General features: G+C 41.3%; 16 protein-coding genes. 5 read left to right on the forward strand and 11 right to left on the reverse strand.

The features are described from left to right. Positions 1–126 precede the first annotated feature (126 nt). Positions 127–702, forward strand: coding sequence for an HTH-type transcriptional regulator Hpr (locus ACFQWC_RS10040; RefSeq protein ID WP_044337788.1), 576 nt, complete (start codon positions 127–129; stop codon positions 700–702). Between the two features lies 1 nt (position 703). Here ACFQWC_RS10040 and ACFQWC_RS10045 read toward each other — a convergent pair whose 3' ends face one another. Continuing rightward, positions 704–1,033, reverse strand: coding sequence for a DUF1878 family protein (locus tag ACFQWC_RS10045; protein ID WP_299739993.1), 330 nt, complete (start codon positions 1,031–1,033; stop codon positions 704–706). Between the two features lie 193 nt (positions 1,034–1,226). Here ACFQWC_RS10045 and ACFQWC_RS10050 point away from each other — a divergent pair, with 193 nt between their 5' ends. Both ACFQWC_RS10050 and ACFQWC_RS10055 read left to right on the forward strand, forming a co-directional pair. Beyond that, positions 1,227–1,763, forward strand: coding sequence for a DUF3267 domain-containing protein (locus tag ACFQWC_RS10050; protein WP_299739991.1), 537 nt, complete (start codon positions 1,227–1,229; stop codon positions 1,761–1,763). A 230-nt stretch (positions 1,764–1,993) separates the two neighbouring features. Next, complete coding sequence (locus ACFQWC_RS10055) at positions 1,994–2,173, forward strand: hypothetical protein (protein WP_299739989.1); 180 nt, start codon at positions 1,994–1,996, stop codon at positions 2,171–2,173. 66 nt (positions 2,174–2,239) lie between these two features. Here ACFQWC_RS10055 and ACFQWC_RS10060 read toward each other — a convergent pair whose 3' ends face one another. From ACFQWC_RS10060 to ACFQWC_RS10070, 3 genes are all read right to left on the reverse strand, one after another. Then, positions 2,240–2,326: a YjcZ family sporulation protein gene (locus ACFQWC_RS10060; RefSeq protein WP_082051156.1), complete on the reverse strand. Its 87-nt coding sequence runs from the start codon at positions 2,324–2,326 to the stop codon at positions 2,240–2,242. Between the two features lie 125 nt (positions 2,327–2,451). Continuing rightward, positions 2,452–2,535 carry a YjcZ family sporulation protein gene (locus ACFQWC_RS10065; protein WP_060670486.1) on the reverse strand — a complete coding sequence of 28 codons (84 nt, stop codon included), beginning with the start codon at positions 2,533–2,535 and terminating at the stop codon, positions 2,452–2,454. Between the two features lie 84 nt (positions 2,536–2,619). Further along, positions 2,620–2,706, reverse strand: coding sequence for a YjcZ family sporulation protein (locus ACFQWC_RS10070; RefSeq protein WP_299741273.1), 87 nt, complete (start codon positions 2,704–2,706; stop codon positions 2,620–2,622). Positions 2,707–2,893: 187 nt separating this feature from the next. Between ACFQWC_RS10070 and ACFQWC_RS10075 the strand changes: the two genes are divergently transcribed. Continuing rightward, positions 2,894–3,850 (forward strand): peptidylprolyl isomerase, encoded by a 957-nt coding sequence (locus ACFQWC_RS10075; protein ID WP_299739987.1) that lies wholly within the window; start codon positions 2,894–2,896, stop codon positions 3,848–3,850. Between the two features lie 57 nt (positions 3,851–3,907). On the opposite strand, the gene ACFQWC_RS10080 is transcribed toward ACFQWC_RS10075, so the two are convergent. The 7 genes from ACFQWC_RS10080 to ACFQWC_RS10110 form a co-directional block, all read right to left on the reverse strand. Next, positions 3,908–4,087 (reverse strand): sporulation YhaL family protein, encoded by a 180-nt coding sequence (locus ACFQWC_RS10080; protein WP_299739985.1) that lies wholly within the window; start codon positions 4,085–4,087, stop codon positions 3,908–3,910. A 131-nt stretch (positions 4,088–4,218) separates the two neighbouring features. Beyond that, positions 4,219–5,160, reverse strand: a complete 942-nt coding sequence (yhaM, locus tag ACFQWC_RS10085) for a 3'-5' exoribonuclease YhaM (RefSeq protein ID WP_044337794.1) — start codon at positions 5,158–5,160, stop codon at positions 4,219–4,221. A gap of 200 nt (positions 5,161–5,360) precedes the next feature. Further along, entirely contained in the window at positions 5,361–6,566 is a 1,206-nt protein-coding gene (locus ACFQWC_RS10090) for an MFS transporter (protein ID WP_299739981.1), read from the reverse strand. Between the two features lie 140 nt (positions 6,567–6,706). Beyond that, the gene (locus ACFQWC_RS10095; protein ID WP_377107078.1) at positions 6,707–9,682 is read right to left on the reverse strand and encodes an AAA family ATPase; all 2,976 of its coding nucleotides are present in this window, start codon (positions 9,680–9,682) and stop codon (positions 6,707–6,709) included. A 17-nt stretch (positions 9,683–9,699) separates the two neighbouring features. Beyond that, entirely contained in the window at positions 9,700–10,908 is a 1,209-nt protein-coding gene (locus ACFQWC_RS10100) for a metallophosphoesterase family protein (RefSeq protein WP_377107080.1), read from the reverse strand. A gap of 147 nt (positions 10,909–11,055) precedes the next feature. Next, the gene (locus tag ACFQWC_RS10105) at positions 11,056–12,306 is read right to left on the reverse strand and encodes an ABC transporter permease (RefSeq protein ID WP_299739975.1); all 1,251 of its coding nucleotides are present in this window, start codon (positions 12,304–12,306) and stop codon (positions 11,056–11,058) included. Beyond that, positions 12,299–13,198, reverse strand: a complete 900-nt coding sequence (locus ACFQWC_RS10110) for an ABC transporter ATP-binding protein (protein ID WP_299739973.1) — start codon at positions 13,196–13,198, stop codon at positions 12,299–12,301. Before ACFQWC_RS10110 ends, ACFQWC_RS10105 begins: the two co-directional genes overlap by 8 nt. A gap of 184 nt (positions 13,199–13,382) precedes the next feature. Here ACFQWC_RS10110 and ACFQWC_RS10115 point away from each other — a divergent pair, with 184 nt between their 5' ends. Continuing rightward, positions 13,383–13,568 carry a YhzD family protein gene (locus ACFQWC_RS10115; RefSeq protein ID WP_113971251.1) on the forward strand — a complete coding sequence of 62 codons (186 nt, stop codon included), beginning with the start codon at positions 13,383–13,385 and terminating at the stop codon, positions 13,566–13,568. The last annotated feature ends 100 nt before the right edge of the window (positions 13,569–13,668 follow it).

Consider the following 13,668-nt stretch of genomic DNA (forward strand, 5'->3'; position numbering starts at 1 on the left):
TATTAATTATTACTTTATTGGCATAATAAAATATAAGCGCTTTCTTTTTTATGATAGTTGTTTTGGTGAGTTATTTTCGTACTACTTAAATTCAAAAAAGATTTTCTAGCAAAGTGGGTGAATGAGATGAAGGAAAGAGAATTTACTTTGAAAGAGGCTATGCTCTTCAGTCAAAGAATGGCCCAGCTCAGTAAAGCTCTGTGGAAGGCCATAGAAAAGGACTGGCAGCAATGGATAAAGCCATACGACTTAAATATTAACGAACATCATATTCTCTGGATTGCGTATCATTTAAAGGGTGCTTCCATTTCAGATGTAGCCAAGTTTGGTGTCATGCATGTTTCGACTGCATTTAACTTCTCCAAGAAATTAGAAGAACGGGAATTACTGCAGTTTTCTAAACGGGAGAACGATAAACGGAACACCTATATTCAATTGACGGATAAAGGGGAAAAGATCCTTCTCGAACTAATGAAGAACTATAAGCCTGAGAGTCACTCAATCTTCCAAGGAGTTTCTCCATTAAGAGAATTATATGGAAAGTTCCCTGAAATGATCGAGATGATGACCGTCGTACGAAATATATATGGAAATGATTTTATGGAGATATTTGAAAAATCGTTTCATAATATTGAAAATGATTTTTCTGATGATAACGGAAAACTGGGAGAACTATTTCAAGATGAAGAAGAACTGGCTTGATCTACAAGCTCTTCTTTAACAGTTTCATCAAAGCTGGATATAGGTCTTGAGCTAAACAGCCATCCACCACTTCCTGAACCTTCAGCTTTGAATGAAGCTCTTCTTCAAACTCTTTGAAAAGCGGAGTATTGTACACGAATCCTTCCGCTTTTTGCTTTTCAAGTTTCATGCTCAATCTATCACAAGTAAGAAAGAACTCCTTCACTTCTCTCTCCGACAAACCATTACGAATGATTAATCGATGAAATGGAAAGCCATTTTCGGGAATCATATCCGCCATCAATCGTTGATAATACTCAAGTTTCTCTAAACGTTTCATTAATTCATTCATATTCATCACCCTTCAATCATTGCACAAATTCTCATACTCTCATTGTACAAAACTATAACATACCTGTCCCAAAAACTCCGCTTAAAAAATAAGAAAAAATCATAGCAAAATGTATTGATTTTTTCCGGCAATCGTAATAAAGTATGTAAAGCACTTATCTAAGATTTACTCGTCTAATGGAGGCGATTTTTTTATGCATTGCTGGAAAACAATTAATCTGGAAAGACAATTCGGATTTTACCGAGTCTTTTTACTTTCATCCATTATCATGATGATGGTATTCTCATTAATATACGTACCAATTAACTTACTATTTCCAAGCGCGTTCTATGATAACCATTTCCTTGGATTCTTAATAGGACTGTTGAGTATATATCCATTGCATAAGTTTTTTCACATTGTACCCATTCTGCCCTTTGTGAAAAAAATAAAGTGTAGATGCAATCGAAAATTATATCTATTACCGATTGTTTCATTGCGGGTGGATCAGCCTATTTCAAAATTCCGTTATATGCTTGCACTGGTGGCACCATTCTTCATACTGAACGGCATTTTGCTATACGGATGCATCTATTTCCCACACTACTCTCATTACTTTTCAATGCTGCTTGCATTCCATTCAGGAATCTGCGCCATTGACTTCATCTATGCGAGACAACTAATGGATTCACCAAAGAATGCATTGATTGAAGAGAATGATGATGGATACGAAATATTGATTTATCAGTAAGGATGATGGATGACCATTGAAACATACACTCGATGGAGGAAATCATCCTTCTATTTTTATTAGGAGATTCTTCGTTTTACGTGCTCAAAAATACCTACTTGCACTTGGGCGTAATGGAACAAATCATGCGAAAAAGTCTTTTTCGCACGATTTCAGCAATACTCTCGCTACCATTTAGAGAAATAATTTGGTAATGTATAGCTTATAGGAGATAACGGGGAGGGGTTTGGATGATCTCCATGTTTTTAGTGTTTGCAGTTTTCATCTTATTTTATATAAATAAAATGACAAATGCATTATGTTTACAAAAAGAAATACCTGAAGAACGCCAACCTAAGGTGTTTAGAACCATCAATATTCTAATCACCATCTTACTGGTTTCTTCTTATATAGAAATACTATATACATAGAACATGAAAATGGATAAAACAAAGCCGATCCGGATTTTACGGATCGGCTTTGCTTAACTATTCAAATTAGCAAACGTATGCTGCACCAATGATGATTAACAAAATGAATAGAACAACGATTAACGCAAATCCTCCGCCGTAAGCACCTGACATCTGCGCTTCCTCCTTTCATGTATGAAAAAGCCGCCTAAATAGGAATAAAGCAAAAGGGGCCGCCTATCGTAAGGTATTGCCCCCTCTACAGTCTTTATCCGAAAACTTTAAACCCTGAGGCTAAATTATAGCCATGCTGCACCTACAATAATTAACAGGATGAACAGTACTACGATTAACGCGAAACCTCCGCCGTATGCGTGACCCATAACTTTCCACCTCCTTTGAAGCGCTACTTTATCTTATTCAAGTTAGCTGCCATTTGTTTTAGGCTAATGTCATAAATTTATTTTTTAGCAAATAAATGCGGCACCAACGATGATTAATAAGATGAACAGCACTACGATTAACGCGAATCCGGAATTGTGTCCACAGCTCATATTTATTACCTCCTTTTCTCTCTTCGCTCTTATCATATGAAAGTACCTAGGAAATGGGTGTGTAAAATGCCCATTTTTCTGAAGATTAGTTTGGAAAATATTTTTTTTCATGGAAAAAGTATGTTATAGTATATTTTGTGGAAATTTGACAAGCCATCAAACGAATATATTGTAGGAGTTGGTCACCATGAAAAAATGGATCATTACAGTATCATTGGCTGCGGGAGTCGTTGGACTTGCAGGATGCAGCGGAGACGGTGCTGAAGGTAACAGTGACGTTGTTGCAACAACAAAAGCTGGAGACGTAACAAAAGATGAACTTTACAAATCAATGAAGCAAAAATTCACTCCACAAATGGAACAAGCCCTTCAGGAACTGGTTTACACTAAAGTACTTGAAGAAAAGTATGACGTGTCAAAAGAGGAAGTTGATGAAAAGCTGAATGAAGCCAAAGATCAATTGGGACCTCAATTTGAAATGTTCTTACAACAATATAATCTTGATGAAAAATCGTTTAAAGAATACTTAAAGCTTCAATTACTTCAAGAAAAAGCGGCGATTTCTGACGTGAAAGTAACAGATGAAGAAGTAAAGGAATACTACGAGACATGGAAGCCTGACATTCAAGTCCGTCACATTCTTGTGGATGATGAAAAAACCGCCAAAGAAGTAAAACAAAAATTGGCTGATGGTGGAAAGTTTGAAGAACTTGCAAAAGAATACTCCAAAGATCCTGGATCTGCTGAAAATGGCGGAAGCTTAGGCTGGGTAGACAATGCAGGTCGCAAAAACTTCGTACCTGAATTCTCTAAAGCTCTGGACACTTTAGAAAAAGGAAAAGTGAGTGAGCCGATCAAGACAGAATATGGCTACCACATCATTGAAGTGACAGATAAAAAAGAAAAGAAATCCTTTGACGAGATGAAAAAGGAAATCGAAAAAGAATTGAAGCTTTCAAAAGTGGATCCTCAAAAAATCCAGGAAGCCATGAAAGCTGAAATCGAAAAAGCTGACTTAAACATTAAAGATGAAGATCTCAAAAAAGCATTTGATCAAGTGCTCAATCCTCCTGCTGCACCTGAAGGCGGAGAGGCTCCTGCTGCACCTGAAGGAGAAGAAGCTCCGGCACCTGCGGAGGAATAGACCAAAAAGGACTGACGGATTAAATCCGCCAGTCCTTTTCATTTATGTGTGTGATAATCAAGACAATAATTGACGTCTTCGCTGCTTCTCCTCTTCCATACGATGAATGTAGACTTCTCCTTCTTTCTCAATCCACTCGTCTTCCATGTTCTTTTCTTCCTTAGCTGATTTAATCGTCATAAAGGCACTCCCGAAAATCCCTGCTACAACCAAGTACATCCAGATAGGTAGTGTCATTTGCTTCATCTCCTTATAGGTTTGTCCTCTTTTATTTACACTATATGTGGTGAAGAGATGAAACATAACCAGATTTAAACTTTTATTCTGCTGTAAAAGGCCCCGATCCATCCACCGGGGCCAATTATTACCTATTTATGAAAAGTTGGTTTATAGAATGAACGATTATCAAGGGCAAATACCCTTTCTGTATATTCCCCTGGTTTCACCCGTTCCAATGCGCGGTCCAACATATTCATCTTTGCATCCACATTATCGATGTAATGAAGGATTTCTGCTTCACGAATGAGTGGCGGCTTAGGACTTCCCCACTCCGCTTTCCCATGATGACTCAGTACCAGATGTTGAAGGATCATCACTTCTTCTCCTTCAATTCCAAGCTCGTCTGCAGCTTTTCCGATCTCATTCACCATGATCGAAATATGGCCAATCAGATTTCCTTCGATCGTATATGTTGTCGAGGTTGGACCTGAAAGCTCAATGACTTTCCCTAAGTCATGTAGGATCACTCCCGCATAGAGCAGATCCGAATCAAGGGAAGGATACAATCCTGCAATCGCCTTTGAAAGATCCAGCATCGAGACAACGTGATACGCAAGTCCTGATACAAATTCGTGATGGTTCTTAGTAGCCGCAGGATATTCCAGGAAAGGCTTTTGGTATTTTTTAATCAAGTGTCTTGTGATGCGTTGAATATTCGGGTTTCTCATTTCAAATATATACTGAGTGATCTTACTCGTCATTTCATCTATGCTCACCGGCGCAGTTTCCAGGAAGTCGGAAATGGCATAACCATCTGCCGGGGAAGCGGGGCGAATCTGCTTGATCTTGAGCTGACTCTTTCCACGGTAACTATGTATGTCTCCAACAACCTTTACGATCGTTTCAGGCTGATATGCCTTCTCATCCTGCTCAGAAGCATCCCAAAGCTTAGCTTCCATATCTCCACTCTTATCTTGCAGAATCAGCGTTAAGAACGGCTTTCCTGTATTTGTCGTACCTTTGGTCATTTGTTTAATTAAAAGGGGTAAATCGATTGTTTCTCCGACATTAAAATGGGTAATCCCAGACATCTCTTCTCCTCCGTCCAACTATATTAGTAGTTTAAGTATATCATATTTCAGGAGAAAACACGGATGGAAAGGGCTGGGGAGAATTTTGTTGTTGTTGTGCCAGAATCCGTCTTTGTTGTGCCCAATTCTGGACACCCTTCGAAGGTCCGTCCCTCTCCTTTTACAACAAAAAACCGCCCCTCACCGGAGACGGTTCCAACCTAGTTCACTAATGCTCTCTTCTCTTTCTTGCTAATCCAAACCTTCGTCGCTACCAGCCCTACGAGCATAATGAATGCGCCAAAGTAGTATGGAATATGTATGTTCCATTCAAACAGCGTCCCTGCAAGTAATGGTCCAGCAACGTTCCCGAGACTGAGAAACGAGTTGTTCAGCCCCATGACAGTCCCTTGACGTTCACCCGCTAATTTTGAAATAAGGGAGTTTAACGACGGACGGAGCATGGAATTTCCGACGAAGAAAACGGCGGTTGTGATCAAAATCCCTGCAAAGCTGGTGGCAAATGTCATGATGACGAATCCCAGTGCACTGAGGAGCAAAGAGCCGGTTACGACTTTTTCTTCACCGAATCTCTTCGTTGCCCTTCCCACTCCCACTCCTTGAACGAGGGTTCCGATAATCCCGATAATCAGAATGATGATTCCCACTTGCTGCGGACCATATCCATAACGCTCAAGTGCATAGTAGCTGAAAATGGATTGGAAATTCGCCAATCCGAAGCTCATGATGAACACGAGAATCAATAGAAATCCGACAGGACTCATAACTGCATTCTTCATGGTCACAAAGCGGTTTTCACGTTTCTCGTCCGGATCGAACGTTCTTTTTTCCTTAGGATAAGATTCCGGTAATATGATGACCGAGACGATAGCTGCAATAGTGGCTGCGATCCCTGCAAATATAAATGGATAGGAGAGATTGATTTCTGCAAGCCATCCTCCGATTCCAGGCCCTATGACGATACCTAGACCCATGGCTGCACCCAGTATCCCCATCCCTTGACCTCGATTATCCTCATCTGTTACATCTGATACATAAGCCATTGCAGTTGGCATTAATGCTGAACCGAAAACACCTGCCAGTATTCTCGACAGGAATAGCATCCATAACCCTACAGCGAAGGCAAAAATGAATTCAGCTATGGCAAAGCCTATCAGGCCAATGGTGATTAATGGTTTCCTCCCGATTCGATCGGATAACCGTCCCCAAATAGGAGCAAATAAAAACTGCATAAATGCAAATACAGCCACCAACGCTCCGAGCGTTTGAGCATTGGCGTTGAATTTTTCTACGTAGAAAGGAAGAATGGGGATGACCAGCCCGATTCCGACCATGACGATAAATAAGTTAAAGCTGAGTAGTGCCAGTGGCCCCCGATTTCGTTTCCACCCTTTTGTTTTTGTCATACTATGTGTTCCTTCTTTCTAGCACTCAATTCTTTCCCATGCGACTCCTTTTCATTATCAGCCGTCATGAATGATTAAACAACTCCTTGTAGTATTGTAACGAATCCAGGAGATTTTTGCTAATTCTAATGGACAAAAAATCAGGAAGTGCGTATCGCTTCCTTTTCCATCCGCTTTAACACAATCATTTCCTCACCGGAGAACGTATTTTTAATATGAGGATGACAGGTAAAGAACAGAATTTGATGCTTCTTTGCCATTTTCCTCAGCAGCTTTAAAAATGCGTTCGTTCTCTCTCGATCAAAGTTGACTACCCCATCATCGATCAGTACCGGCAATGGGTACTTGTCGCGGAAAGATTGTATAAGGGCAAAGCGAATAGCGATGTAAAGCTGCTCTTTCGTTCCTTGACTGAGCTCAACTGCGTGAAAGACTGCACCGTCCTTCCTCTCAACCCTGATCATCTCATCTTCTTGCAAGAAAATGCGAAGATAGTGATCTTCTGTAAGCTCTCTGAAATTTTCTTCTGCAAGTTTCATCACTTTAGGCATCTTGGTTTTCTGGTAGAGATCCATTGTTTTGCTTAAGGACACTTGTGCTAACGTATACTTTGACCATTCGTAAGCAAGCTCCTGAAGCTCCGCTTTCTTGCCTTGAAACTCCTGTAGGATGCTGGAGTAACTCTTTCCTTCTTCTAACACCTTTATTTCATACGAAATGGAAGCGAGCTCTTTTTGATGAGCGGACAGCTCTGCCGAAAGCTTATCAATTCTTTGTGACACGCGTGTTAATTCTTTCCTGATTTCTTCCTGGGAATCGAACCGGAGAAATGTATCGAAAGTTCGTTTCGTCATTCGTGTTTTTATTCCACTATATTGAGCAGATAGCTCGTTTCTTTCTTCGACGTGAAGTGCTTTTTCGCGAAATTCAGCTTCGTTCAGGCAGCCAGCAGACTCAATAAGAGTTTGGCTTTCATCACGGATCTTTCTCAATTCAATGGAAAGTTTCTCTATCTCAAGAGAAAGAGGCTCGAGTTCCGATTGGATACTATTGATTATAAGCTTTCTCTTTTCAATATCCTGGGTGATCCCCTTCAGTTTTATCAGAGCCTCCTCGACTGTCGTAAACGTGAGAGAATGTCGATGGAACCATTCCTGGCAGTCTTCCTTATACTCATTCATTTTGTTGAAGACATAGGCTTGTTCTTCTTTTAAATGGATATAAGCTTCATAGTTAGAGACCGCTTCTTTCATTTTGGCAAACGCATCACGCAGCCACTTCCAGTGAAAGTCAGGAGGTAAACAAAGCTCTGATATCAAGTGGGATACTCTTTCCTCTCCTAGAACAATTTCTTTTTCTATTCCCTTCTGTTTCTCATGGAGCTTCTGAAGTTTTGCTTGCTGCTCTTCTAATGAAAGAATACGCTGCTTCCACTCGCTCCTCAGTTCCATTTGCTGCTTTAAGCTTTGCTCAGCTCTTTCGGGAGAGTTGAATTCCAACTTCCCTTCAGGCTGGAGCTCTTCTGCTCTTGCTTTTGCTTTTTGAAGGCTCCTTGATTCTTCCTGCAGATTCCCCCTGGCCTGCATGCCCATTGCTCCGACCACCATTAGGAGCAGCAGGCTGATCCCTGTAACCAGCCAATTCCCGGTCACAATTGCCCACGCACCGAACCCGGATAAAAGGAGGAGTGCTGCACCGATTAATAGGAGCTGTTGAGAAAGGGATGCCTTATTTCTGCTGAATCGTTCTTCTGCCTCTTTCACTTGCATGTTCATCCAGTGTGCCTGATCACGTGAAACTTGCCGGGAAGATTGGCTTTTCACCGTCCTTTGTAATTCCTGATACTCATCTTCTTCCATCAGTCGCTCTTCTAAGTCATCACATTTGCTTTCAATGCGGTGAAGTTCTTCTTTTTCCTCTTCGTAATGCTTATGCAAGCTATCACGTTCATGAAGGAGCTTTGATTGCTGATCTAGCGCATTTTGAATACGGTCGGACATCATTAAGCTTGTATCCAGTGACTGGATTTCCTCCATTTCAACTGTTAATCCTAATTCCCGGATCGTATCATTGATTTTACTACGCACCGTTTTCAGTTCTCTGCTCCGTTCGCTGCTTTCTTCTTTCCATTTCAGATAAAAGGATTGTTGAGACATTATCTTTTCCATAAATGGAAGGTCTTCATTTATGGAAGTATCAATTTCTTCGGATTCTAATTTGTTTTGGAGTTTTTCTTGTTTCGCCATCAAGGATTCAAGGTACGCTGATACCTGTCTTTCTTCGGTTTTAAGCTCATTTAAGAGTTCTAATCCTTTTGCAGGAAACTCGATTGCTTCCAGCTGTGCAAGCCGCTCTTTCACTCTTTTGAAGCCAGATAGTGAGTCCCAGTTTTCATTAACCGAAACCAGGTTCTGTTTTTTTTCAGTCAGATCCGCCTTCTCTGCCTCCATGGATGAAACACGGGTTTCCAACGATTGTTGCTTTGCTATAAGCGGACGGTATTGTTCATTTTTTTCTTTTCCTTCCCTTACTTGTTTTTCAAGGGATTTTAGTTGTGTCAACACCGTATTGATCATCGGTTTTCTACCTGATTTCTTAAACAGCTGCTCCCTTTCTTTTTGCCAGTTTTGTTCCAGCTGTAAAAGCAGGTCCGTCCCTGTAGAGCCTGCAGAGAAGAGGTAACGGTTCAAGTCTTCTTTTTTGAGGCGCTGGATGTTTTGGAGTCCTTCCAGGTTGAACGAGAATATGTTTTGGTAGGTTGCTCTGTCCATATGCCCCAGCAATTGTTGAAGGGTTTCTTCTCCTTCCATTCTTCCGTCTTCGAATTGGACGGTTACATCGCCTGTCGCCTTGCCCTTGATGCGCTCGATACTTACGGTACCATGACCATCCATTTGGCAAAGAATTTTCCCGCCATACTCTGTCGATGATTTCGGTTCATACCTCAGGAGTGATTGCTGCTTAGTCGGAAAACCGAATAAAATGCTATGAATGAAAGACATGATCGTTGATTTACCAGCTTCATTTTCCCCATAAAATAATTGAAGGTCCTTTAGGGAAAAACGCTTATTTTCTATTTTTCCGTATCCGTAAATATGAAGTTCGAGTAGTTTCACCTCATTCACCTCCACGTTCAGCCTTTATTTTGTAACAAGTGCTCTGTTTCTTCTATTAAAGATTTCTTCTCTTCTTCCTTTAAGGGATCCAGGAAGCGGTAAATTGAAGGGTGCTCATACAGCTCTGCCAAGGCATCCTCCCACTCTTCTTCATTCATCCCCTCCAGGGTCGCCATAACCTCCTGTTTAAACGGATCCTGTTCAATGCCCCGACTCGCTTGTGCTTGATTCCACCGTATTGAATGAATCCACTTCACCCCCTCTTGACCCTCATAATCTGACTGCAATGCTTCCAGCAGATCACCATTTTCTATTTTTCCCACCACGTCTTGAGGAAGTGACTCATCATGGTTCAGGACGACCTCTATTAGCATATCCCCGTCGTTCAGGGGTTCAAGGGCTTGCTGGATACGCTGAAACATTTCTCCAAAGCGGTGGACACCTTGGAGGGATACTGTGCATGTCTTCCACATCATGTCGTGAGTCGGAATAAAACTTAACTCTGTATGGTGTTGATCAAGCTCCACTACATAACATCCCTTCATCCCGGTTTCTTTCCTGTGCCTTCCCTGGATGTTTCCTGGGTAGACGATAAAAGGATCTTCATGTAGAATCTGTCGCTCATGAATATGCCCGAGGGCCCAGTAATGGTAATTCTTCTCCAATAGTTCACTGATAGTAAAAGGAGCGTATGTTTCATGAGAAGAGTGAACACTTCCTTCGCTGCCATGAAGGATACCGATTGTATAGCGGTCCTCGGATCGTTTAGGAAAGCCTTCTATCCTTCGTTCTCTAATATGTCTGGTACCATAGCTAAATCCCACAATATCGACGGTTTCTCCACTTTGAGTGGTAACTTGCTTCACTTCGGTATCCTTGTTAAAAATATGTATATTCTCCGGCATATCGAGCTCTAATCGATAGCTTCCAAGATGATCATGATTGCCATGCACGACGTATACAGGAATGTTGTGTGCGTGCAATTGATTAAATTGCTTCAATAATTTCGCTTGCGCCCGAATACTTCGATCTTCTTCGTCAAACAGATCCCCGCTGATGATCATAAAGTCAATTTGTCTATGAATCGCTTCCCTGACCACTCTTTCAAATGAAGCGAAAGTACTATTATGAATACGTTCAAACACTTCTTTCGGTAAATGTTTAAGGCCAATAAACGGACTATCCAGATGTAAATCTGCTACATGAAAAAAACGGATTTTATCCATGAAGTTTCCTCCTCGCACTACGAATATATGTTCTAATATTCTTTCATTATATCCTAAAACCGGGGATAATTTCAGTATGTATTCACAATTTGTACGATTCACAGAGAAAGGCTGCCCCGAGCGACGGAGACAGCCTTTCGTTCCAGATTATTTTTTCGATGTTAAATCGATTGCTTTCTTAATATCTTTATAGGAATTGGACTTTCCATAAAGAAGCACTCCACCACGATACACACGTGCCCCAAATACCCCGAGAATAATGATCGTCGCAAGAAGGACCACAATCCCGATGATCGGTTCATACACCGGAAGATTCAGCATCCCTACGCGCAGGAACATCACCATCGGTGTGAAAAACGGGATATAAGATGTAATCGTGACAAAGCCCGCTTCCGGATTTCCAAGACCGAACATGGAGATGAAGAATCCGATCATGATCAGGAAGGTCATCGGCATAATCATCTGCTGCACATCTTCAATTCTACTGACAAGGGATCCCAGTAATGCTGCAAGGGTCGCATACAGGAAATATCCTAATAAGAAGAAGATGATCGCGTAGATAACGACACTCAAGGACAGAGACTCAAATCCGAATCCTTCAAAGAAGCCCCCGACTAGTTCATCTTTCTTGCGAATCATAGTAAAATAGCCTACTGCCAGGATAACGGCTAATTGAGTCAAGCCGGCGAGACCGATTCCAATGATCTTTGCAAACATTTGTTTTACCGGAGACACACTGGATATCAGGATTTCCATGACTCTCGAGCTTTTTTCTGTCGCGACCTCCATGGCCGTCATGTTAGCGTAAGCAATGACAGAGAAATAAATAAAGAACAATAGAACATACACAATGCCTCTCGCCTGACTCAGTTCTTCTTCAGACTTGGCTCCTTCGACAAGGGCTTCCTTTTCAAAAGCAACAGGACCGCTTAACAGGGCCAGTTCATCGCCTGAAAGCTCCAGTTGACTGGCAGCCAGTGAGGATTTTACATTTTGCAGGGCGATTTGCAATTCCCCTGTCACGTTAGACTCTGATAATGAATTGGATTTATAAAGAGCTTGTGGAAGTCCTTCCGGGCTTTCACTTAATACCAGTAATCCCTTTATCTCTTCAGATTCTATTTTCTTCTCGATTTCTCCGGTAGGTTGGGAGGTTGATTCCAGCTTTATATCACTATCCATGACCTCCAGCTGTTGCAGTAGCGGATCGAACATCTTACCTGTTTCGTCCTGAACTGCTACCCTACTTGTATCATCATTACTGAAGTTCGATATGACACTTTCAAAATTGGCCAGTAATACAATGGCAGCGGCTATGATGACCGTGGATATGATAAATGACTTTGCCTTTAGCTTCGACAGATAGGAGTGACCCAGGATCAAGAAGAAATTATTCATAAGAAGTCCCCACCTTTTCTATAAAAATATCGTTCAGGGAAGGTTCCTCTAATTCGAATTTTCGAAGGAATCCTTTTTGTACGACATCATGAAATACTCTTTCAGCCGCAGCCTCAGATTCAACTTGAAGAAGAACTCCTTCCGTTGTTTCCACAAGCTTTGTCACACCCTGCAAGTCCTTCAAGTAGAGAAGGTCAAAGTCTGCATGAATCACGACATTTTTCTTCCCAAAGGAACGCTTGATCTCCTTCAAGCCTCCATGGACCACAGGACGTCCTTTATGCATGATGCATAAGCTTTCACAAAGCTCCTCTACGTGTTCCATGCGATGACTGGAAAACACAATTGTCGTTCCATTTTTCTTTATTTCCCGGACGGCATCCTTCAACAGCTCGACATTTACAGGGTCCAGACCGCTGAAAGGCTCGTCTAAGATCAATAATTTGGGTTTATGAATGACCGATGCGATAAATTGAATTTTTTGCTGATTCCCTTTTGAAAGCTCTTCTACTTTTTTATTCATATATTGGGGAACATTGAATCGCTCCAACCAATACTCCAATTCCTTCAGTATCGCCTTTTTCTCCATTCCGCGAAGACGGGCCAGATAGACGATCTGATCGCTTACCTTCATTTTCGGATATAACCCTCTTTCTTCCGGAAGATATCCGATCTCTGGACTTGTGGTATAATCTATCCCTTTCCCATTCCACGTAATCTGCCCTTCAGTTGCATCTAACAAACCTAACACCATTCGAAATGTCGTCGTCTTCCCGGCTCCATTCGCCCCGAGGAATCCGAACATTTCACTCGGTGGAATTTCAAGTGACAGCTCATCCACTGCTGTGAAATTTCCAAACCTCTTGGTTACCTGTTGAATACGCAAACTCATATCAGCATTCCCTCCTGTACCCATAAACGAGCATCCTTTTTCTCTCTAGTACTCTACGATTTTATCCACAAAAGGTTTCATTTCCCAACTCTTTTTCATTATCAAATTATTTAGACTTTCCAAAAAAAAGATAATATGAAAAAATAAAAGAGTAAATGAATTCTATACAAAGGGGTAAATTACTATGAAAGTCTACAAACTGACAGTCTTTGAAAAAGACGGCAAAAAGATTCTCGATGAATCATTTGAAGCTTCATCCGATAGTGATGCAAAGAAAATGGGAGAATCCATGTTAGAGGAAAAAGGCTATTCCGATCATACTCACCGCTGCACTTCTCCTCTGGGGAAACTATTGTTGTTTCATGTGTAAGATGAACATCCTGCATTGCGGGTCACCCCGAGTGGCCTGCGGTGCATTTTTTTGTTAGAGAGGGATGATTCATTGAACGAAAAAAGAACCAACCCCCATC

The organism is Rossellomorea sp. GCM10028870 (assembly GCF_042666755.1).
In the GTDB taxonomy this organism is placed as follows: domain Bacteria; phylum Bacillota; class Bacilli; order Bacillales; family Bacillaceae_B; genus Rossellomorea.